Annotated in this window: 20 protein-coding genes and 1 rRNA gene; 12 read left to right on the top strand and 9 right to left on the bottom strand. The window is 64.6% G+C overall.

What is annotated here, in order from left to right:
- The first annotated feature begins 51 nt into the window (after window positions 1-51).
- The 6 genes from Har1131_RS08750 to Har1131_RS08725 are packed head-to-tail and all read left to right on the top strand — an operon-like array spanning window position 52 to window position 7,677.
- On the top strand, window positions 52-1,845 hold the full coding sequence (locus Har1131_RS08750) for a VWA domain-containing protein (protein WP_146418062.1): 1,794 nt from the start codon (window positions 52-54) through the stop codon (window positions 1,843-1,845).
- Entirely contained in the window at window positions 1,845-4,211 is a 2,367-nt protein-coding gene (locus Har1131_RS08745; protein ID WP_151145943.1) for a VWA domain-containing protein, read from the top strand. Before Har1131_RS08750 ends, Har1131_RS08745 begins: the two co-directional genes overlap by 1 nt.
- Window positions 4,208-4,867 carry a chromosome partition protein gene (locus Har1131_RS08740; RefSeq protein ID WP_014040614.1) on the top strand — a complete coding sequence of 220 codons (660 nt, stop codon included), beginning with the start codon at window positions 4,208-4,210 and terminating at the stop codon, window positions 4,865-4,867. Before Har1131_RS08745 ends, Har1131_RS08740 begins: the two co-directional genes overlap by 4 nt.
- Entirely contained in the window at window positions 4,867-5,823 is a 957-nt protein-coding gene (locus Har1131_RS08735) for a hypothetical protein (protein WP_151145940.1), read from the top strand. The genes Har1131_RS08740 and Har1131_RS08735 overlap by 1 nt, the downstream gene beginning before the upstream one ends.
- A complete protein-coding gene (locus Har1131_RS08730; RefSeq protein WP_014040616.1) occupies window positions 5,820-6,761 on the top strand; it encodes a MoxR family ATPase in 942 nt (313 codons plus the stop codon). Before Har1131_RS08735 ends, Har1131_RS08730 begins: the two co-directional genes overlap by 4 nt.
- A 49-nt stretch (window positions 6,762-6,810) precedes the next feature.
- Window positions 6,811-7,677 (top strand): DUF58 domain-containing protein, encoded by an 867-nt coding sequence (locus Har1131_RS08725; RefSeq protein WP_151145937.1) that lies wholly within the window; start codon window positions 6,811-6,813, stop codon window positions 7,675-7,677.
- A gap of 21 nt (window positions 7,678-7,698) precedes the next feature.
- Here Har1131_RS08725 and pyrI read toward each other — a convergent pair whose 3' ends face one another.
- From pyrI to Har1131_RS08710, 3 genes are all read right to left on the bottom strand, one after another.
- Window positions 7,699-8,166 (bottom strand): aspartate carbamoyltransferase regulatory subunit, encoded by a 468-nt coding sequence (gene pyrI / locus Har1131_RS08720; RefSeq protein WP_008308747.1) that lies wholly within the window; start codon window positions 8,164-8,166, stop codon window positions 7,699-7,701.
- Entirely contained in the window at window positions 8,163-9,077 is a 915-nt protein-coding gene (gene pyrB, locus Har1131_RS08715; protein WP_008308746.1) for an aspartate carbamoyltransferase, read from the bottom strand. The genes pyrI and pyrB overlap by 4 nt, the downstream gene beginning before the upstream one ends.
- Window positions 9,078-9,234: 157 nt before the next feature.
- Window positions 9,235-10,371 carry a VCBS repeat-containing protein gene (locus tag Har1131_RS08710; RefSeq protein ID WP_191907475.1) on the bottom strand — a complete coding sequence of 379 codons (1,137 nt, stop codon included), beginning with the start codon at window positions 10,369-10,371 and terminating at the stop codon, window positions 9,235-9,237.
- Window positions 10,372-10,752: 381 nt separating this feature from the next.
- On the opposite strand from Har1131_RS08710, the gene Har1131_RS08705 reads away from it, so the two are divergent.
- Together Har1131_RS08705 and Har1131_RS08700 are read left to right on the top strand one after the other, a co-directional pair.
- Window positions 10,753-11,379: an AAA family ATPase gene (locus Har1131_RS08705; protein ID WP_014040619.1), complete on the top strand. Its 627-nt coding sequence runs from the start codon at window positions 10,753-10,755 to the stop codon at window positions 11,377-11,379.
- Window positions 11,380-11,407: 28 nt separating this feature from the next.
- A complete protein-coding gene (locus Har1131_RS08700) occupies window positions 11,408-12,037 on the top strand; it encodes a transcriptional regulator (RefSeq protein WP_004515458.1) in 630 nt (209 codons plus the stop codon).
- An 8-nt stretch (window positions 12,038-12,045) separates the two neighbouring features.
- On the opposite strand, the gene Har1131_RS08695 is transcribed toward Har1131_RS08700, so the two are convergent.
- The 3 genes from Har1131_RS08695 to Har1131_RS08685 all read right to left on the bottom strand — a co-directional run bounded on the left by Har1131_RS08695 (window position 12,046) and on the right by Har1131_RS08685 (window position 14,458).
- On the bottom strand, window positions 12,046-12,246 hold the full coding sequence (locus Har1131_RS08695) for a hypothetical protein (protein WP_008308737.1): 201 nt from the start codon (window positions 12,244-12,246) through the stop codon (window positions 12,046-12,048).
- A gap of 138 nt (window positions 12,247-12,384) precedes the next feature.
- Entirely contained in the window at window positions 12,385-13,350 is a 966-nt protein-coding gene (locus Har1131_RS08690; protein ID WP_014040620.1) for a peptidylprolyl isomerase, read from the bottom strand.
- Between the two features lie 79 nt (window positions 13,351-13,429).
- A complete protein-coding gene (locus Har1131_RS08685; RefSeq protein ID WP_014040621.1) occupies window positions 13,430-14,458 on the bottom strand; it encodes a threonine/serine dehydratase in 1,029 nt (342 codons plus the stop codon).
- An 80-nt stretch (window positions 14,459-14,538) separates the two neighbouring features.
- Here Har1131_RS08685 and cyaB point away from each other — a divergent pair, with 80 nt between their 5' ends.
- From cyaB to Har1131_RS08665, 4 genes are read left to right on the top strand one after another with little or no spacing between them, the layout of a single operon-like run.
- Window positions 14,539-15,081: a class IV adenylate cyclase gene (cyaB, locus tag Har1131_RS08680; RefSeq protein ID WP_008308731.1), complete on the top strand. Its 543-nt coding sequence runs from the start codon at window positions 14,539-14,541 to the stop codon at window positions 15,079-15,081.
- A gap of 59 nt (window positions 15,082-15,140) precedes the next feature.
- Window positions 15,141-16,343, top strand: coding sequence for a methionine adenosyltransferase (locus Har1131_RS08675; RefSeq protein WP_014040623.1), 1,203 nt, complete (start codon window positions 15,141-15,143; stop codon window positions 16,341-16,343).
- A 47-nt stretch (window positions 16,344-16,390) separates the two neighbouring features.
- Window positions 16,391-17,578: a tRNA sulfurtransferase gene (locus tag Har1131_RS08670; protein WP_050038211.1), complete on the top strand. Its 1,188-nt coding sequence runs from the start codon at window positions 16,391-16,393 to the stop codon at window positions 17,576-17,578.
- 27 nt (window positions 17,579-17,605) lie between these two features.
- Entirely contained in the window at window positions 17,606-18,151 is a 546-nt protein-coding gene (locus Har1131_RS08665) for a DUF5804 family protein (RefSeq protein WP_050038212.1), read from the top strand.
- 35 nt (window positions 18,152-18,186) lie between these two features.
- Here the strand turns inward: Har1131_RS08665 and Har1131_RS08660 are convergent, their stop codons facing one another.
- The 3 genes from Har1131_RS08660 to rrf form a co-directional block, all read right to left on the bottom strand.
- Complete coding sequence (locus Har1131_RS08660; protein ID WP_014040626.1) at window positions 18,187-19,098, bottom strand: PLP-dependent cysteine synthase family protein; 912 nt, start codon at window positions 19,096-19,098, stop codon at window positions 18,187-18,189.
- 100 nt (window positions 19,099-19,198) lie between these two features.
- A complete protein-coding gene (locus Har1131_RS08655) occupies window positions 19,199-19,618 on the bottom strand; it encodes a CopG family ribbon-helix-helix protein (protein WP_014040627.1) in 420 nt (139 codons plus the stop codon).
- Window positions 19,619-19,819: 201 nt separating this feature from the next.
- Window positions 19,820-19,942, bottom strand: a 5S ribosomal RNA gene (gene rrf, locus Har1131_RS08650).
- Window positions 19,943-20,063 lie beyond the last annotated feature (121 nt).

Below are 20,063 nucleotides of genomic sequence, written 5' to 3'. Positions count from 1 at the left end.
GGTGTCACTATATTCACAAGATAAATGCCGCCTCCGCCTGATACACAGACAATGGTCCTCTCGGACGTTTTGCTTGCCCCCCTGGGACTGGCGGCTCTCCTCCTGGCGGTGCCGATAGTGGTGCTGTATCTCATCCGACCGGACCCGCAGGAACTCACGCTGCCGACGTACCAGTTTCTCGTCGCCGGAGAACGCCAGCAGTCAGCGACGCCGTTTCTCGAACGGATCTCGCGGAGCCTCCTCCTGCTGTTGCAGGTACTGGTCGTGCTGGTGCTCGCGGTCGGACTGGCGACGCCGTACGTCACCGTCTCCGAGCGGGCGACGGTCGAGGAGACGGTCATCGTCGTGGACACCAGCGCGTCCATGCAGACCGACGCCGACGGTCAGACACGCTTCCAGCGGGCCGTTGCGGCCGCCCAAGAAGAAGTAACAGGAACGACCTCCGTCGTCACGACGACCAACGGCGGCGAGGTCGTGCTCCAGCGTGGTACGCCGACGGCGGCGCAGGGGACGCTGGACGGGCTCAGCCCGACGGACGCGCCGGGAGCGCTCAGCGGCGCTATCTCGCAGGCAGCTTCGATCGCCGGCGAGAACGCCAGAGTCATGGTCCTGAGTGACTTTGCGGGCGAGGAGTGGACCACTGCGGTCACGACGGCACGCGGGCGCGGGCTCCCCGTCGACCTCCAGCAATTTAACGGCGGCGGCGACGGGAACGTCGGTTTCATCGACCGCCGGTTCTCCGGCTCGGCGGTGACGCTGTCGGTGAAAAACTACGGCGACTCGACCGTCACCCGGACCGTTCGGCTCGGCAACACCCAGCGAGAACTGCAGCTCGGACCCGACGACGTTGGCTCGGTGACGATGCCGGTCCCGGCCGGCGGGAGCGAGGCCCGGCTCAGCCCGGGCGACAGTTTCGCGACTGACGACAGCGTCTACGTCGCCGCACCGGCGGACGCGGCTGTCGACGTACTGGTGCTGACAAACGACCGGAACCGGTACCTGACCACCGCGCTGTCGGTCGTCGACCGGGTGAACGTGACGGTCAGCCAGCCGCCGACGACCATTCAGAAGAACTACGACGTCATCCTGTACAGCAACGTCGACCAGAGTTCACTGTTGCCCGGCAACGTCGAAAGCGGGCGCGAACTGGTCGAAGACGGTGGCGGCGTGGCGGTACTGGCACAGGACGACCTCCCACAGCGGTACCGGGACCTCCTCCTCATCGAGCCCGGCGAGACCCGGGCGGGCGCGACAGTGGGCCAGACGGCACAGACACAGCTCACCCGCGGCATCGACTTCCAGCCACCGGACGAGTACATCTCCGGGTCGCTGCGCTCCGGGTCGGCCCAGGTGCAACTGGGGGACGGGACGCCGCTCATCGCGACCGAGGATCGGAACGGCGGCCGCGTGATGTACTACGGCTACATCGAGGACCGGTCCAGCTTCAAGTTCAACTACCAGTACCCCGTGTTCTGGAAGCGGGCGGTGTATTATCTGGCGGACAGGGAACAACTCCCGGCGCTGAACCACGAGACCGGTGAGACCGTCCGGTTCGGTAACACCACCGTCGAGGGGCCGGCCGGCCCCGTCTCCGGGAACTCGGTCCCGCTCCAGCGAGCCGGGCTCTACCGAAGCGAGAGCCGGCAAGTGAGCGCGTCGCTGCTGGACGAGGGCGAGTCAAACACCAACGTCGGAGCGCTCGACCAGCGCTCCGGGACGGCCGGGAACCTCACCCGGACCGAACAGCGGTCGGTGCCACAGCCGCTGACCGAGTACTTCGCGCTGGGCGGGCTGATACTTGCGCTGGCCGAGGTCGGCTATCTGCGCCGACGGGGTGATCTCTGATGGCGGTTTCCTACACCCTCGCGGAGGGACTCACCGTCGGCGTCGAGCACCTGTGGCCGCTACTCGTCTTGCCGGTCGCCGTCGGCCTCCTCGCGTATCTCGTCCGGCGTGGCGATGGCGGGCCGCGGTCGGCCTCGAACCGGATCCGCCGGCTCCTGCTCGCCAGCCGTGTGCTCATCGTCTGCCTGCTCGTGCTGGGCGCGATGGAACCGTACACCGTCCAGACCCGCGAGACGCCGGGCGAGCCGGGCGTGACACTGCTGACAGACGAATCCGCGAGCATGGGTATCTACCCGAACACGACCGACGAGCTGGTACAGGATATCGAGAGCGAGGGTGTCCCGGTGACACGGGCGACCATCGGCAGCGGGTCGAACTCGCGGATCGGCGACGGCGTGGCGGCAAATCTCCAAGCAAACGGGACAGTCGTCGTCGTCTCCGACGGCCGCGTCACGGAGGGCCGGAGCCTGGCGACGGCCGGCGAGGACGCCGCCGGGCTCAACGCGACTGTCCACAGCGTCACCCCGCAGTCGCCACGAACAGAGCGAGCCGTGGCGATAGCGGGGCCGTCGACGGTGAGCCGCGGCGTCCAGTCACAGTACACCGTCTCGATGCAGGGCGTGAACGTCCTCGAACCCGTCCCCGTGGAGGTAACTATCGACGGTGAGACCGCGACTGAAGGAGAGCTCCGGCCGGACGGCACGCTCACCGTCGACCACACGTTCGAGGAAACCGGGTCACACCGCGTGACGGCGACGCTGTCCGGCAACGACGAGTACGCGCGAAACGACGTGTTCTACAAGAGCGTCCGCGTCGTCGAACAGCCCGACGTGCTGTACGTCTCACAGGGCGAGTATCCCCTGCGGAACTACCTCGACTCGCTGTACAACGTCTCGACGGCCTCGTCGGTCCCGGCGGACCTCGACGACTACTCGGCTGTCGTCATGCAGGACACGCCATCGGGCAATATCGGGAACGCCACCGCACTGCAGGACTTCGTCATCAACGGCGGCGGACTGGTCGTCGCGGGCGGCGACAACGCCTACGAGAACGGCGGCTACGAAACGTCGTCGGTGGCCTCGATGCTCCCGGTCCGCGTCGGGAACGCCACCGGCGGCGAGTCGAACATCGTCATCCTCGTCGACGTGTCCGGTAGCGCCGAGGGCGGCCTCTCGATACAGAAAGCCGTCGCCCTAGACGTGCTCGACCAGCTCGGCGACGAGAACCAGGTCGGCGTCGTCGCGTTCAACCACAACGCATATCGCGTCTCGGAGATGCAAGCGCTCGGGCAGAACCGGGCGGAGACTGCCGACAAGATACGACGGCTGGAAAGCGGTGGCGCGACGGATATCGCCGTCGGGCTTCAGGGGGCCGACGAACTGCTTGGCGACCGCGAAGGGACGATCATCCTCCTCAGTGACGGCCAGGACCGGCTCGGCCCGCCGGCGGCCGTTGCCAACCAACTGGGCCGCGAAGGGACCCGCGTCGTCTCGGTCGGTGTCGGCAAGCGAGTCGGCGTCGCGACGATGCGCCAGATCGCAAGCGAGTCGGGCGGGTCGTACTTCGCCGCCGACGAGACCGAGCGGCTGCGGCTCCTCTTTGGCGGCTCCTCGCGGCGCTACCAGGGGGAGAACCTCACAATCGTCACGGAGGACACGTTCATCACCGCCGGCGTCGAGCTGACTGCGAACCCCGGCCAGGCGAACAACGTCCAGGTCAAGCCCGGGGCCGACTACCAGGTCGCCACCGCGGACGGGAAGCCGGCCATCGCCTCCTGGCGGTTCGGGCTGGGCCGCGTCGTCTCGATCACCGCCTACGACTCGGACAACACGATGGGCGGCCTGCTCGACCGGCCGGACTCGCTGGTCGTCACGAAGTCGGTCAACTACGCGGTGGGTGACCCCATGCGCACGCAGACCGGCGTCACAGCGGTCAGCGATGCTCGTGTGGGGCGTCCAACGACGCTGACCTACCAGGGCGATAGCCGCCCGGACGCGGCGAACATCTCCTTCCGCCAGATCGGCGACGGCCGGTATCGCGGCGAGTTCACGCCTCGGGAGGCGGGGTATCAGACCGCACTCGACACCGAGTACGCGGCGAACTACCCCGTTGAGTACGGAGCCTTCGGTCCGAGTGACAGCCTCGATGCGCTCGTCGAAACGACGGGCGGGCAGACCTTCAGCCCGGCCCAGGGCGAACAGATAGCCAGAGAGGCGCGCCAGAAGTCCACCCGGGTCCGGACCGTTCGGAACACCTGGGACTGGCTCGCCTTGCTCGGCGCGCTCCTGCTGTTCACCGGCGAGGTGGTCGCCCGGCGTGTTCAAGTGTACCGCGGTCGCACCTCCCTGGAGAGTGGTCTCCCGTGAGCGCAATCGGCCGCCGGATCAACCTCGGGCTCGTGGTGTTCGTCGTCCTCTCGATGGTCGGCACCGGCGGAACGACGGTGCTGTACCAGGACTCCGCGAGCGAGCTTCGCTCGCAGAATCAGGAGCTCAGACAGGAAAACGCCGAACTTCGGGGGAACCTGGACGACACCAGAAATAAACTGGAATCCACACAGACCCGTGTCGAGGAACTCCAAGAGCGACTGGAGACGCGGTCGGAGGATGTCGATCAGGTCGCGACCAACCTGAACCAGACAGAGGAGCAGTTGAACGCCACGCAGAGTCAGTTGGCAGAGACCCGGCAGTCGCTCCGCCAGAGCGAGGGCCGCGTCGATGAACTGGAGGGGACAGTCGACGACCTTCGGGACGAGCGCGACACTCTCGAGGACGAAGTCGATGACCTCGAAACGACAATCGGCGATCTGGAGGCCGAAAACGAGGAGTTAGAGGACGAACGCAACGAACTGAAGGGGCAGGTATCCGACCTGCAGGACGATATCGACAGCCTGGAATCGCGGATCGACACCCTCGAAAGCGAAATCAATGAACTCGAAAATCAGAACGAAGCGCTGAGAGACGATATCGAGACCATCTGTAACAGGATGGAGACACCGGACCCGACCTGCGAGGACTACTAATGGACGACCCCGACACAGATACCGGAGAAAACGGCGACGAAGAGCCGCCTGAAAACGGACGGGCACAGGCACGCGAACGCATGGCCGACGCCATCGCCGAGGTCAGACGCGAGGGCAAGAAGGCGGCGTTCATCTACGCCATCGTCGACGCGGTGTTGGTCTTTCTCCTGGTGAACATCTTCCTGACTGTCCTCTCGCCGACTGCACTCCCGACACAGCTGTCAGTTCCGACGGCGGTGACGGACCCGGTCGGGGCGGCTGTCGGCCGCTCGATACCTGCGCTATCGTTCCCGACGGGCGCAGTCGTCGGCATTGTCGTCGGCGCGCTCTGGTTCGTCGGCGAGTATTTGTACCGGGTCCGACAGCCACTCGTCGAGCAGTTCGAGGCGGCGAACGCGAACGTCACCGACGCGCTCCGAACGGCGCGGGACGCGGTCGAGGACGGGGCCGAAACGCGGATGGCGGCCCGGCTCTACGAAGACGTGCTTGCGAGTCTGAGACGGAGTTCGAGCGTCGCGCTCGTCGATAGCCGGCGGCTGCTCGGCACGCTTATCGTCGTTATCCTGCTGAGCCTGGCGACAGTGCAGGTGGCCGTCGTCGACATCGGCCTACTCGACCGCGACCCGGTCGAGACGGAGTCGCCGAACGACCGGCCCAGCGAGTACGAGGGGCTCGAAGACGGCGACGCGATACTCGGCGACAGCGAGGACGTGCAGGCGGGCGACGAGAACCTCACCGCCGAGATTGATTCGACGGGCGGCGACGAGGAAATCGACCGGAGCCAGTCGTTCCCGTCGTCGTCGGACACCGGGGGGCCGGGAAGTGGAAGTGGCACAGTCGACAGCCAGCAGGCCGGGTTCGCCGGCCAGGAAGACGTCGAGGACGCGGACCTCATCCGCGAGTACAATCTCAGGATTCGAGAGCAAGACACGGACGACGAGGACACCGACCCATGAGCTCAGAGCACGACATCGACGAACTACAGCAGAAGATCGCGAACGCACGCGAACAGATCGGCACGCGGATCGTCGGTCAGGAGGAGGTACTGGAGCAACTGCTCATCTGTATCCTGGCCGACGGCAACGCCCTGCTCGAATCGAACCCGGGACTGGGGAAGACGACGATGGTCCGGACCGTCGCGGAGGTGACCGACCTCCAGTTCTCCCGGATTCAGAACACGCCCGACCTGATGCCCTCCGACATCACGGGGACCGAGATCATCCGCGAGACCGACAGCGGCCGCGAGTTCGTCTTCGAGAAAGGGCCGGTGTTCGCCAACGTCGTGCTGGCCGACGAGATCAACCGGGCGACGCCGAAGACACAGGCCGCCCTGCTGGAGGCGATGCAGGAGAAGCAGGTGACCGCCGCTGGCGAGACCTACGAACTGCCGCGCCCATTTTTTATCCTGGCGACCCAGAACCCCATCGACCAGTCGGGGACCTACGCGCTCCCGGAGGCCCAGACCGACCGCTTCATGCTGAAGCTGCTGGTCGACTACCCCGACTACGACGAGGAGCGGACCATCGTCGACATGTACACCGCCGGGGCAGAACAGGTCCCCGTCGAACGCTCGCTGACCCGCCCGGAGATTCAGGAGATCCAGCAACTGGTCCGCGAGATGCCCATCGCCGACGACCTGCGCGACCGGGCAGTCCAGCTCGTGCGCCGGACGCGTGAAGCCGACGACATCGAGTTCGGGGCCAGCCCACGGGCGAGCATGGCGCTCGTCCAGACGGCGAAAGCGCGGGCGTTCCTCCACGGCCGCTCGCACGTCACGGGCGAGGATATCGAGGCGCTGGCCGCGCCCGTCCTCCGGCACCGGATTATCGTGGACTTCCGGGCCGAGCGCGAGGGCCGGACGGCAGACGACCTCATCGCGGACTTGCTGGGATGAGCCACCCGACGCACGCAATCTGGCGGGCGGACCCGTGGGAGGGCCAGCCGTGACTATCGAACCGGATTTTCTGGACGAACTCGGCCGGTTTACCGCCGCGCTGAACCGCCAGACGACCTCGATTCGGCAGGGCGACCAGCAGTCCCCGCGGGTCGGCGAGGGGCTCACGTTCAGCGACTATCGGCGGTACTCGCCGGGGGACGACACGCGACGAATCGACTGGAAGCTGTTCGCCCGGACGGAGGAGTACTTCATCAAGCAGTACGAGGAAGAGCGGAGCCTGACCGTCCACCTGCTCGTCGACACGAGCGCGTCGATGGACTACGGCGACGCGGCGAGTCACAAGTTCGAGTGCGCCGCCAAGCTCGGCCTCGGCTTCGCCTACCTTACAGCGGAGGAGAACAACGACTTCCGGTTCTGCACGTTTCGTGACCGGGTGAACCGCATCGACACCGGGCAGTCGAACCGCGGCGAACTCCTCTCGCTTATCGACCAATTGAACGAAATAACGCCCGACGGGACGGCCGATTTCGAATCCGCGCTGGAGGCGTACGCCGAACGCATTCGCTCGCGCTCGCTCGTCGTCGTGTTCAGCGACTGTCTGGCCGACCCCGAGGAACTCGAGTCGGGCGTCGCCGCGCTCGCACGCAACGACGCCGACGTGTTGCTCGTCCGCGTGGTCGCCCCGGAGGAACGGGACCCCGGCGTCGTCGGTGACGTGCTGTTCGCCGACCCCGAGAGCGACGAGAAACGCCGGTCGTATTTCAGCGGCTCGCTGGCCGAAACGTACCAGTCGCGGCTCGACGCCCACATCGACTCGGTGTCAAACCGCGTTACGGCACTCGGCGCGGACCACGTACTGGTTGATACCAGCGAAGACTACTTCGACTCGTTTGCGAGCATCTGGTTACAGTAGCCAGACGGCGGCAGGGTCGGCTTACTCCGCGAGGATGTGTGCCGGCAGGTCGTCACGGATGATCGTATCGCAGTACTCACAGCGGACGCCGTCGTCGCCGACGGCGAAGCGCGAGTCGACGGGTTCGGCTTCGGTCGTGATGCAGTTGTGGTTCGGGCATTCGAGGACGCCCTCGACGACCGACGGCCGCTCGACGCGGCGCTTCTCGACGACATCGTAGTCACGGATGATGTTGATCGTCGCCGCGGGGGCGATGAGCGAGAGCACATCGACCTCGTCCTGGGAGAGTTCACGGCCCTCGACTTTGACGACATCTTTGTGCCCCAGACGGTCGGAAGGCATGTTCATCGCGACGGAGACGGAGTCACCGCTGGTCCCGTCGATACCCAAGATCGCGAGGACGTTCAGCGCCTGGCCGCCCGCGATGTGGTCGATGACGGTGCCGTTCTGGATCTTCGAGACGCGGAGTTGCTGGTCGTTGTCGCTCATTGGTCGCCTCCGAGCATCAGGTCGAGCAGCGCCATCCGTACGGGGACGCCGTTGTGGGCCTGTTGGAAGTACTGTGCGTGGGTGGTCTCGTCGACGTCGTGGGCGATCTCGTCGACGCGCGGGAGCGGGTGCATCACGGTCAGGTCGTCCTTGGCCGCGTCCAGCGTGTCGGCGTCGATCTGGTACTGGCCGGCGACTTCGCGGTACTCGCTCTCGTCGGGGAACCGCTCGGCCTGGATACGTGTCACGTAGAGCACGTCCAGGTCGGGGAGAATCTCGTCGAGATCGGTGTGCTCGCGGATGCCCGCGCCGGCCTCGTGGAGGTCGTACCGGACCGACCGCGGAAGCTGGAGCGACTCGGGGCTGATGAAGTGCTGCCTGGCGTCGACGGTCGTGAGCGCGTGGGCCAGCGAGTGGACCGTCCGACCGTACTTCAGGTCGCCCATGATGCCGATAGTCAGGTCCTCAAAGCCCGCGTTCTCACGGATCGTGTAGAGGTCGAGTAGCGTCTGTGTCGGGTGCTGACCGGCCCCGTCGCCGGCGTTGACGAGCGGCACGTCGACGAACTCGCTCGCCATCTTCGCGGAGCCCTCCATGGGGTGCCGGAGCACGAGCGCGTCGGTGTACCCCTCGACGACGCGGACGGTATCTGCCAGTGACTCGCCTTTCTTCACGCTGGAGGACTCGACGGAGCCCATGTCGACGATGTCGCCGCCGAGGCGTTTCATCGCCGTTGTGAAGCTCATCTTCGTCCGGGTGCTCGGCTCGAAAAAGAGGAGGCCAAGCAGCGTGTCGCTGTGCCGGTCCGCGAACGCTCCCGGGTCAGCAGCGATGTCGGCCGCGTGGTCGAGCACCGTCTCGATGTCGCCCCGCGAGAGCTGTTTCGCGCTGATGATGTGGTCGTGCCGCATTTCACTCGATACCGCGCTCCGGACGCTCTTGAATCCCCCGACACGGGAATTGAACGGTCACTTACATCGTCAGGTTCGGCTTCGGGAGCATCGGCACTGGCTTCGAAAACGGGGTCTGAAAGATCCTAGCGGCCGAAATAGAAGGACAGGAAACTAGTCAGGGATTGCTCTGCCAGACGTCGACGCGGGGCTCGGTGTATGCCTTGCCGACGATGTCGGGGAGACCGTCGCCATCGAGGTCGACGACCTTCGCTTCGTGGGTGGGGATACCGGTTCCCAGTTCTTTCTGCTCGAAGTTCCCCGCCCCGTCGTTGTGGAACACGAACTGTCGCGGTTCGTGTCCGTCCTCTAGCCCCATTTCCGCGACGAAGATGTCGGGATTGCCGTCGCCGTCGAAGTCCGCTACGTCGAGGCTGTGCGGGTTCGAGAGGTCGTCGTGCAGCAGCGTCAGGTCCCACTCGGGCGGGTCGAACACGCCCAGCCTGGCCGGGCGGTCGTCGAGATACGGTTCGTCGCCCTCGACGAGAATTATTTCCAGGTCCCCATCGCCGTCGACGTCCTCGATAGCGACGCGGGTACACTGCCAGTCCTCGGCGATGGGCTCCCGGTCCCACCCGTCGGCCGTCCGATGGAAGACGTTGGGGCCGGCGACGATTTCGACCTCGCCATCGCCGTCGACGTCCTCGACAGCGACGCCCTCGACGTCGATATCCTCGGCGACAACGTGTCGGTTCGCCACCGGCCACGGTTCACGCGTCGGGTCATCGGGGATGTCATAGTAGAACACCGTTTCGGACTCCTGAGACAGCCCGACGACCTCGTTCTGTCCGTCGCCGTCCACGTCCGCCACGGCGGTGTCGTGATACTTCTCGAAGTCGTCGGTGATGAGCCGGCGCGTCCACTGCTTTCGCGGGTCGTCCGGTATTTCGAACCACCACAGCTTGTGCTGGTGAATGTTCTGGCCGGCGACCATGTCCGGGCGGCCGTTCCCCGTTATATCGCCAAGCGAGCCACCGACGGAGAGTTCGGGTGCGCTGGCGACATCGTGGCGCTCCCAGCCGGGGTTTTCGTACCAGAACACGTTCGTCTGGAGCCAGCGGGCCAGCGGCCCCATGCCGAACACGGACAGCAAGTCGACTGACGTATCGACCAGCGGGAACTGGACCTCGTGCTCGTCGCCGAGCGCCCCGACGATGACGTCCGGTCGACCGTTCCCAGTGAGGTCGGTCGTGAGACAGAAGCTCATCGTGCTCGCCGGCGGCGAGGCTTCGATGCGCTCGTGATGTAGATTCATGTCCCAGCCGTTCGGGTGTATCGCTATTGTTATGGCTGGGCTAACATCGACCGATAGCGAGTGGCTCGGGCGGGGTACGAATGCTGTATAGCTGAAGGGCCGTGTTCGGTTTACTACCCATGTCCCCAGTAGTGGTGTCCCAGTTATTGTTACACACCAGTTATCAAGACCCATGCAGGACAGGCTCGAACGGGTCGACTGTCGGGACCATCGCCACCGAAAGCGTAGACTTGCTACGGCCAGGGGAGTGCAGGATATAACGACCGATTAAAAGTAGGCAACGGCCAACCGACGTAAGCCAGTCCCTTCGGCCCAGTTCGGTTGTCAATGTTCTCGACTCCAACACAAGGGTTCAAAACCGATAGACGGACCATCCGCAGTATGCTCGCAATCGCTGGCGGCAAGGGTGGCTGTGGCAAAACGACCATCGCCCTCGGAGTCGGTCAGGCACTGGGGACGCCGACCAGACGGTCGCTAGTCGTGGACACCGACCGCGACATGCCGAACCTCCACCGCCGCGCTGGCGTCGATCCGACGCCCGGAATCGCTGATATCACGGTCTCGGCTGAGCCGACCACGGTTGCCAAGCGCGCCACGGCCGTCGAGAACGTCGACGTACTCCCCTGTCAGGACGCAACCGAAGCCGCTGTCGACAATGCCATCGGCACACTGCCCCAACGTGATCGCCCGGTGGTACTCGACTGTCCGGCCGGCGCTGGCCCGGACGCCGCCCGGCCACTGCGGGCGGCTGACAGGACGGTGCTCGTGAGCGCACCAACCCGCCAGAGCCTCACCGATACAGCCAAAACCGCGGCGATGGCCCGTGCGCTCGATGCACCGCCCGTGCTCACGGTCCTCGTCGGCAGCGACGGGTCCGTAGACCCATCCCGACTGCTGTCCTGCCCAGAGACGGTTCACGTTCCGTCGGTGTCGAAGCCGCTGGAATCGGACCGGGCAGCGGCAAAATACGTCGAGATAGCGAACGTTCTCGCCAAGCGGAATACTTAATCTCGTGGCTAAATAACTTCTCAGTGGTATGGCCAACCGGCTGCGAACGGGCATCGATGTCCTCGACAGAAAGCTCGATGGTGGCATCCCTGCGGGGAGTATCGTCGTGCTCTCTGCCCAGCCGGCTAGCCAGGCGGAGCTGTTCCTCTATGAACTCACCGCCACGCGCGGAACGCTGTGGCTGTCGCTCGACCGGACCGCCGAGTCGGTCATCGCGAGCATCGAGCAGACGCCGGCCAACACCGGGGACCCGACGGTGCGGCACATCTCCGGCGAAGCACCCCTCGACAACGCCGGCAAGCTCGTCTCGGCGCTGCCGGAGACCTCGAACCTCATCGTCGACCCGCTCGATGTGCTGGAAGCCCAGGAGCCACACTCGCGCTTTCGCGCGTTCATGAACGACTTGCAGAACCACATCGTCAACACCGGGAGCCTCGCTATCGTCCACTGTCTCGATGGCCGTGACGTGCCACCGCTTCGGGATACGACCGAGCACTTCGCGGACGTGGTGTTCCAGCTCAACACCACGACGACCGGTGACGAGGTGGAAAACCGCCTCGCGATTCCGAAGTTCCGCGGCGGGCGCGCCCCCACTGACATCATCAAACTCAATCTCGTCGAAGAGGTCAGCATCGACACCAGCCGCGACATCGCCTGAGACGGATTCTATTCGCGGCCGGGCTGTAGTTCTCTGTCCGTCGAGCCGAACTCCGTACCCACGAGTATCAACAGGAACAGTCCGAGACCGACGCCGACGCCGGCTGCCAGTCCAAGCCCGGCGCTGCCAGTCAGCACAACCGTGCCGACACCGAAGGCGATTCCGGGCGGGAGCGCGAGCAGTAGCGGGTACATCAGCGATACTCGCATGGGTAGTGATGACGTGTCGTGGATATAACCGTTCTCCCGTCTGTGCCGTCAGAAAGTGGCAGTCGCTACCGCTCGGAACCGCAAAAGCGCTCGCTGGCGCTTATCACTCAAGAATCGCTCGGCGTGCTCGCGGCGCAGTTACTCTTCGGCGCCCTCGATCTCTTCGACGATCTCTTCGGCGTCCACGTCAGCGTCTTCCAGCGCGTCTTCGATGTCAGCGCCGCCGGCACCGCCCATGCCACCCATCATGCCGGGCATGCCCATGCCGCCGCCACCGATTTCCTCCTGCACGATGATGCGGTCGATGTCGAGCAGCTGGGTGAGCTGCTGGGCGATCTGCTGTTTGCCCATCATCCACTGCTGGTTCATCGTCAGCTGCGGCGTCGCCTCGATGTAGAGCGTCTCCTTCTCGACTTCGACGGTTTCGTACTCGGGCTCGTCCGAGGTGTCTTCCGACTCCTCGCTGTCCTCGTCTTCGTCGTCTTCGCTTTCGACGAGCTGTTCTTCCTCGACGGTGTCGGTCTCGAACCACACGTCGAGCTCCATGTCGAGCATCATCTGGATGATGCCCTGGGCCTTCTCCTCGCGGTCCGTGACCTCTTCGAGGATTTCGTAGTCGTACTCGACGTCCTCGCCGGCCAGCGGGTGGTTGAAGTCCACTCGCGCGCGGCCGCCGATGATGGTCTCGATGTGGCCGTGCTCGCCCTCGATGTCGACGTGCGCGCCGGGGTAGCGGTCGTCCTCCGGAATCTTGTCCTTCGAGACCGTCCGGACCTCTTCCTCGTCGTACTCGCCGAAAGCGTCGGCGGCCGCAACGGTCACGTTGCCCTCGTCGCCGACCTCCTTCCCGTAGATGTCCTGCTCGACGTCCGGGAAGATGTGGTTCTCGCCCAGCACGATGGTTCGCGGGCCGAACTCCTGCTGTTCGGTGTCGATGCCGTCGTCCTCGGCGACTTCCTCGTCAGTCGTGTCGACAAGCTGGCCGCCGTCGACGGTGCGGGCGGTGTAGGCGAGCTTGACGACATCACCTTTCTGGAGTCCCTCCGCTTGCTCTTCTTCGTCTGCGGTTTCCTCATCGACTTCAGTCTCAGACTCGTTGCTCATACCCTGTTCGTCAGTCGTGGCACTCTTAAGGACAACGTTTCCCGGTCAGTAGCAGTCGAGCAACTTCGGAAGTGGCCGACTAGTACTCGCTTTCAGCCAACAGTCGGTCGAACTTCTCGCGGTCGATGTTCCGCCCTGAAACGGGGAGGACAACCGTCTCACCCCGTACTTCGTCACCAGCCTGGAGCGCTGCAGCGACAGCCGTCGCGCAGGCCCCCTCCATGACGATGCGGTCCGTCTCGAACAGGCGTGCCACGGCGTCCGCGATGGCGTCCTCAGATACGAGACGGAAATCCGAGAGCCCCTTCTGGAGTATGCCGGTCGGGAGTGCGAACGGCACCCGGGTCGCGACGCCCTCAGCGATGGTGTCGACGCTGTCGAGGGCCTCCAACGTCTCCTCCTGCCAAGCGCGGTACACCGCGGGCGCGCCCGCGGCCTGCACACCGACGACAGCGGCGTCGGTCATCGCCCCGAGCGTGATGCAGTACCCGGCCGCGGCGGTGCCGCCGCCGACGGGACAGAACACGCGGTCGACATCGGGCCGTTCGTCGAGGATTTCGAGCCCCGCCGTGCCGACGCCGGCGAGAAGCTTCGGTTCGTTGCCCGAATGGACGTAGCGCGCCTCGCGCTGGGTCGCAAGCTCCTCGATGTGTTCGCGGGCCTCGTCGTAGTCCTCGCCGTACTGGATGACTTCTGCGCCGAGTTGCTCCAGCGCGCCGACCTTTCCGGCGTTGGCTTCTTCGGGGACGCCGATAGTGACGGGCACGTCGAACTCGCGGCCTGCCCAGGCGATAGACTGGCCGTGGTTCCCCGTGCTCGCGGCGAGTAGCCCGGCGTCGTGGAACTCCTCGTCGAGGGACGCGACGAGGTTCACCCCGCCGCGGACTTTGAACGCGCCGGTCGGAAGTGTGTCCTCACGCTTGAGCAGGACATCCGCGTCGAGGGCTTCGGAGAGGGCTTCGCTGCGGACTAGGGGCGTCTCCGGGAGGTGTTGTCGGATGCGTTGCCGGGCGCGCGCGACCGTTGCAACTGTCGGCGGCGTCAGGTCGTGATACGGAAAGAGGGTCGTCTCGTCCGGGGAATCGATCGGTTCGTAGCGACCGGCCATACTACTACCCGAGAGAGCGGACACAGTAAATGGCGCGGTCGACGGGAGCGTTTTTCAGCGACCCGGTCCAGCCCCACAGTATGTACGAAGTCGAGGTGAAAGTGCCAGCGGATATCGAGGCTGTCGCGGAGCGACTCGACGAACTCGGGGCCGAACAGGTCGACACGGTGATACAGACGGACACGTACTACGACGCCCCCCATCGGGATTTCGCCGAGACGGACGAGGCGTTCCGGGTCCGTCGCGAGACCAGAAAGGGGGAGACGAACGCGAAAGTCACCTACAAGGGGCCGCTCCTCGAAGCGGAGTCGAAGAGCCGAGAGGAGTTCGAAACAGGCGTCGAAGACGGCGACGACATCGACGCTATCGTCCAGCACCTCGGCTTCGAGCCCGCGGCGACCGTCCGGAAGAACCGCCGGGTGTACGAGGTCCGAGAATACGACGTCACGCTCGACGCTGTCGACGACGTCGGCGAGTTCGTCGAAGTCGAACGGGAGACCGACGGCGACATCGAACCCGTGCGAGAGGGGGCCTACGAGGTGCTTCAGGACCTCAGTCTGGACCCCAGTGACCAGCAGCGGACCTCCTATCTCGGTATGCTACTTAGCGATGCGAACGAGTAATCATTCCGCTATTATCTGTTCCCGTAAGTTATAGAACCCGGCCAGACGAAGTCGAGGCAATGACCGAGCGGAACATCCACGTCCAACCTGCAAGCGGGCTCGCCGTCGAAGATCAGGACATCGAAGTCGTAGAGCGCAAGGGTATCGGCCATCCGGACTCCATCTGCGACGGCATCGCGGAGACAGTGTCGCGTGCGCTGGCACAGACGTACATCGACCGGTTCGGCACAGTCTTGCACTACAACACCGACGAGACACAACTCGTCGCCGGCACTGCCGCCCCTGCGTACGGCGGCGGCGAAGTGCTTGAGCCGATCTACATTCTGGTCGTCGGCCGAGCGACGAAGAAGTTCGACGGCGAGCGCATCCCGGCCGAGAGTATTGCCCTCCAGGCCGCACGCGACTACCTCGACGAGCAGTTCCCCCACCTCGACCTCGGTTCCGACGTCATCGTCGACGTCCAGTTCGGCGAAGGGTCGGGCGACCTCCAGACCGTGTTCGGCGAGGAAGCAGCAATTCCGATGGCGAACGATACCAGCTACGGCGTCGGCCATGCTCCCCTGACAGAGACTGAGAAGATCGTTCTCAACACCGAGGAGACATTGACCGGCGAGTACGCCGAGTCCAACCCGGTCGTCGGCCAGGACGTGAAGGTAATGGGCAAGCGCGAGGGCGATCACATCGACGTGACCGTGGCCGTTGCGATGGTCGACGAACACGTTCCGGACCTCGACGCGTACAAAGCCGCTGTTTCGGACGTTCAAGCGTTCGTCACCGACCTCGCCGAGGAGTACACCGACCGGGACGTAACGGTTCACGTCAACACGGCTGACGACTACGACGCCGAGTCGATCTATCTCACGACGACCGGCACCAGCGCCGAGCAGGGCGATGACGGCTCCGTTGGCCGCGGGAACCGCGCGAACGGCCTCATCACGCCCAACCGCCCGATGAGCATGGAAGCGACGTCCGGGAAGAACCCCGTCAACCACATCGGGAAGATATACAATCTCCTCTCGACGGAGATCGCACAGTCCGTCGCGAGCGAGGTCGATGGCATCCGACAGGTCCAGATGCGCCTGCTCTCACAGATCGGATCACCGATCGACGAACCCCACGTCGCTGACGCGACGGTTATCACTGAGGACGGTGTCGCAGTCGGCGACGTCGAAGCGGACATCCAGGCCACAATCGACGACGAACTCGCCGACGTGACCGACATCACGCGGCAGGTCATCGACGGCAACCTCTCGACGTTCTGAGGCGGCGAGGCGACACCCCTTTACTCGCCGGTAGTCAACTCGCGGGCATGCATCCACCGGACGCCGATAGCGTGCTCGTCCGCCACGGCGAACTCGGCGTCAAGAGCGATCAGGTCCGCCGGAAGATGGAGGAACAACTGGCGGACAACCTCCGAGCGATGCTCGACGCGCGCGGCTTGTCAGGGGACATCGAACAGCGCCGGAACCGGCTGTTCGTCCACACTGCCCAGCCTGAGGGCGTGACCGCGGCAGCGGCCGACACGTTCGGCGTCACCTCCGCCTCGGCGGTCACGACCGTCGGCCCGACGCTGTCCGCAATCAAAGATGCACTGGCCGCGACTGCGCGAGAGCAGTACGACGGCGGCGCTTTCGCCGTCAACGCCCGCCGGGCGGGACCAGCAGAGGCTCACCCCTTTTCGAGTACAGACATCGAGTCCGACGGTGGCACCGCCGTCTGGGAGGCAATCGAAGGACTGGGCGGCGAGCCTGCTGTCGACCTCGACAACCCCGATTTCGAGCTGTTCGTCGAGTGCCGGACTGACGAGTCCTACGTCTTCTGTGAGAAACGTGCGGGACCCGGCGGCCTCCCGCTCGGGACCCAGCGGCCCGTCGTCGCCCTCGTCAGCGGCGGCATCGACTCGCCCGTCGCCGCCTGGAAGCTGATGAAACGCGGCGCGCCCGTGATTCCCGTCTACGTCGACCTGGGTGACTACGGCGGCCCCGACCACCGGGCGCGAGCCGTTTCGACTGTCGAGACGCTCGCCTCGTACGCGCCCGGGCACGACCTGTCGCTGTCCGTAATCGACGCCGGTGACGTCGTCACCGACATCTCTCAAAACCTCGGGGCGCTCCGAATGCTCGTGCTCCGCCGGTTCATGCTCGCGGCCGCCGACGCTATCGGGCAGGACCGGGACGCCGTCGGCATCGTCACCGGCGAAGCTATCGGGCAGAAATCCAGCCAGACGAGCGCGAACATCGCGGTCACGGACGCCGCGACTACGCTCCCGGTGCACCGACCGAACCTCACCGTCGACAAGTCCGAGATAACCAATCACGCGCGGACAATCGGAACCTTCGAGGACTCGACAATCGACACCGGTTGCAACCGCGTCGCCCCATCGCATCCGGAAACCAATGCATCGCTCGAAGCAGTTCGGACAGCCGAACCAGACGACCTGTTCGAGCGTGCCAAGGCCTGTGCCCGGGATCGCGTCGTCGTCCCCATCGAAAGCTAAATTTCCGGGGCGGGCCAGGGTTGAGCCATGACGCAGGTCTGTCTCGTCGGGAGCGAGGACGTGAATCTCCGGTACGAACTCCTCTCTCGCGAGACCGCACGGAACGCACTCGCCACCTACGACCTGCAGGAACCGTTCTCGAATACCGTCGCCGTCGACACCGTGAGTCTCGGGGCGGCGGTGGCGCTTCTCAACGACTTGAACTGGTATCTCGTCCGCTTCGCTGACGCCGCGTTCGTTCGTGATCCATCGATCAGCGAGACGGAGTGGCTCTCCCGGGATCTCGCCGCGGCGATCCGGGACGACGACGTTGCGCCCGAAGATACCGGTCGCTTTCTCAAGGTGTACGGTATTGTCGAACCGGACGTGACCGGCGAATCTAATGCCGAAGGCTCGTCGGAAGGAGAGTCGGAGCCAACGCCGGACACACAGGCGATGGAGACCGAGCGCCCACCCGAACTTGTCGAGCCGATGCTCCTGACACGGACTGGAGACACGATTCCCGAGTACGACCTTCGAGACGTGGACGACACGCTCATCGTCAGGGTGACCGAATCGGAGTTCGGGGCCTGACTCGGGCCACACCGCGCGCGCAGAACAGACCGGGCTCAGTCGAACATCCCGGTCGACATATACCGCTCCCCGCTGTCCCAGTAGACTGTGACCACGAGCGGGTCGTCGACGCCGTCTGCGACGAGTTGTTCGGCTACCTCTCGCGCGGCGAGGTTCGACGCGCCCGAGGACTGGCCGACGAGGATGCCCTCCTCGTGGGCGAGTCGACGGCACTCGTCTTCAGCATCCGGGAGTTCGACCGTCAGCACGTCGTCCAACAGGTCGGTATCGAGGTTGTCGCTGACAAACCCCGGCCCCATCCCCTGGAAGCTGTCCTCGCCAGTGCCCGGTTCCATCCCGGAGAGGACGGCGTTGTCGGCTGGTTCGACAGCGACGATATCCATCTCGGGGAACGCCTCACGCAGTCGACGGCCGGTCCCGGTGAGCGTCCCGCCGGTACCGACACCCGCCACCAGCGCGTCGACGGTCCGGTCACCCACCTGTTCGAGTATCTCCTCACCCGTCGTCTCGTAGTGTGCCTTCGGGTTCGCCGGGTTCTCGAACTGCCGCAACTGGACGTAGTCGTCGCGCTCGCACAGTTCATCCGCGCGCTCTTTCGCGTCGGAGATGTCACCCTCGACCAGTTCGATCTCCGCGCCGTAGGCCTTCATTATCTGGCGGCGCTCCGGTGACTTCGAGGACGGCATCACCAGCACCACGTCGTAGCCTTTGGTCGCGCCAACCATCGCCATTCCGATGCCAGTGTTGCCACTCGTCGGTTCGACCAGCGTATCACCCGGTTCGAGCGTGCCGTTTCGCTCGGCGTCGTCGATCATGTACTTCGCCGGCCGGTCCTTCGCGGACCCGCCCGGGTTGAACGACTCGATCTTCGCTGCAACGGTTGCCCCCTCCGGCGCGCGAACCGAGACCAGTGGGGACCCGATTGTATCGAGAATAGAGTCTTTCATCGCCGCCGGCTACGCGCGCCCGACTTAAACGCCTACTGAAGGTCCCAAACAGTTCGTGGACTCACGACACGCGGCAGCGCTTTCCGGCGTCGACACCCTCTCACGTAAACAGATTTATGTCGTCGACCGGCAGCACCGAGTAATCGACTGACAGCGTGTCTTTCGTGGCTCGGACTTTGCCGACGAACGCGGAAATGTCCTCTAGCTGTCCCTCCAACACGAATAGTTCCATACAGTACCGGTCGCCGACGTGGCTGTGGAAGTTCGACGCGACGATAGACTCGTGGTCGTGCCGGAGGTGCATCATTTTCTCCTCGACGGTCGTCGTCTCGTAATCGAACAGCACTGTGACGATGGCCATCAGTTCGCGGTCCTCCAGCCGCTTGTCCTCGAACTCCCCCATCAGATTCCGGACCGCTTCCCGAACGACCTCGCTGCGACCCGTGTATCCGTGTTCGTCGGCGAACGTGTCGATTCGCTCCTCCAGTTCGTCCGGCATCGAGATACTAACAACGCCCATGTATTAACTCGGCGCCGTTGGAGTATTAATAGTTCATATCTGCCCGCATAGACTGGAATCACTCTGGATAGCGCTGCCGCTAGCTCGTATCTTGTAAACGACGAACGACTGGCTTGGTGAGCTGACAGCTCTCGGTTTGTACAAATACAGAAAGCCCACTCGGGAGAGATGTCTCTCCTGAGTGGGCTATGTAAGTATGAATGGTGGCGGCGAACCGCGTTTCCCAGAGGCTCGCGCACTCCAGTACTCCCCGGAACGCTGGTGGGCTTATCTTCCGTGTTCGGGATGGGTACGGGAGGCAACCCCACCGCTGTGGCCGCCTAACGTCGAGTCGTGGAATCGAACCACGAAAGCACCAGTCTCGATCAACTCTCCACCGTGTGATTACGTGCGATCCAGTTTGCGCCTGGACTCGTTCAGCGACGAGTAAATCGTCGGTGAATGA

This window comes from Haloarcula sp. CBA1131 (assembly GCF_008728975.1).
In the GTDB taxonomy this organism is placed as follows: Archaea; Halobacteriota; Halobacteria; order Halobacteriales; family Haloarculaceae; genus Haloarcula; species Haloarcula hispanica.
This window is presented reverse-complemented; position numbering and strand designations above follow the sequence as displayed.

What these genes read in the sequence shown, in the direction of transcription:
- cyaB (WP_008308731.1), top strand. Translation starts at nt 14,539, where the DNA reads ATGTACGAAGTCGAGGTGAAAGTGCCAGCGGATATCGAGGCTGTCGCG.
- Har1131_RS08695 (WP_008308737.1), bottom strand. Translation starts at nt 12,246, where the DNA reads ATGCGAGTATCGCTGATGTACCCGCTACTGCTCGCGCTCCCGCCCGGA.
- Har1131_RS08670 (WP_050038211.1), top strand. Translation starts at nt 16,391, where the DNA reads ATGCATCCACCGGACGCCGATAGCGTGCTCGTCCGCCACGGCGAACTC.
- pyrB (WP_008308746.1), bottom strand. Translation starts at nt 9,077, where the DNA reads ATGCGGCACGACCACATCATCAGCGCGAAACAGCTCTCGCGGGGCGAC.
- Har1131_RS08700 (WP_004515458.1), top strand. Translation starts at nt 11,408, where the DNA reads ATGGCCAACCGGCTGCGAACGGGCATCGATGTCCTCGACAGAAAGCTC.
- Har1131_RS08660 (WP_014040626.1), bottom strand. Translation starts at nt 19,098, where the DNA reads ATGAAAGACTCTATTCTCGATACAATCGGGTCCCCACTGGTCTCGGTT.
- Har1131_RS08705 (WP_014040619.1), top strand. Translation starts at nt 10,753, where the DNA reads ATGCTCGCAATCGCTGGCGGCAAGGGTGGCTGTGGCAAAACGACCATC.
- Har1131_RS08685 (WP_014040621.1), bottom strand. Translation starts at nt 14,458, where the DNA reads ATGGCCGGTCGCTACGAACCGATCGATTCCCCGGACGAGACGACCCTC.
- Har1131_RS08675 (WP_014040623.1), top strand. Translation starts at nt 15,141, where the DNA reads ATGACCGAGCGGAACATCCACGTCCAACCTGCAAGCGGGCTCGCCGTC.
- Har1131_RS08690 (WP_014040620.1), bottom strand. Translation starts at nt 13,350, where the DNA reads ATGAGCAACGAGTCTGAGACTGAAGTCGATGAGGAAACCGCAGACGAA.
- pyrI (WP_008308747.1), bottom strand. Translation starts at nt 8,166, where the DNA reads ATGAGCGACAACGACCAGCAACTCCGCGTCTCGAAGATCCAGAACGGC.
- Har1131_RS08710 (WP_191907475.1), bottom strand. Translation starts at nt 10,371, where the DNA reads ATGAATCTACATCACGAGCGCATCGAAGCCTCGCCGCCGGCGAGCACG.
- Har1131_RS08730 (WP_014040616.1), top strand. Translation starts at nt 5,820, where the DNA reads ATGAGCTCAGAGCACGACATCGACGAACTACAGCAGAAGATCGCGAAC.
- Har1131_RS08735 (WP_151145940.1), top strand. Translation starts at nt 4,867, where the DNA reads ATGGACGACCCCGACACAGATACCGGAGAAAACGGCGACGAAGAGCCG.
- Har1131_RS08745 (WP_151145943.1), top strand. Translation starts at nt 1,845, where the DNA reads ATGGCGGTTTCCTACACCCTCGCGGAGGGACTCACCGTCGGCGTCGAG.
- Har1131_RS08665 (WP_050038212.1), top strand. Translation starts at nt 17,606, where the DNA reads ATGACGCAGGTCTGTCTCGTCGGGAGCGAGGACGTGAATCTCCGGTAC.
- Har1131_RS08750 (WP_146418062.1), top strand. Translation starts at nt 52, where the DNA reads ATGGTCCTCTCGGACGTTTTGCTTGCCCCCCTGGGACTGGCGGCTCTC.
- Har1131_RS08655 (WP_014040627.1), bottom strand. Translation starts at nt 19,618, where the DNA reads ATGGGCGTTGTTAGTATCTCGATGCCGGACGAACTGGAGGAGCGAATC.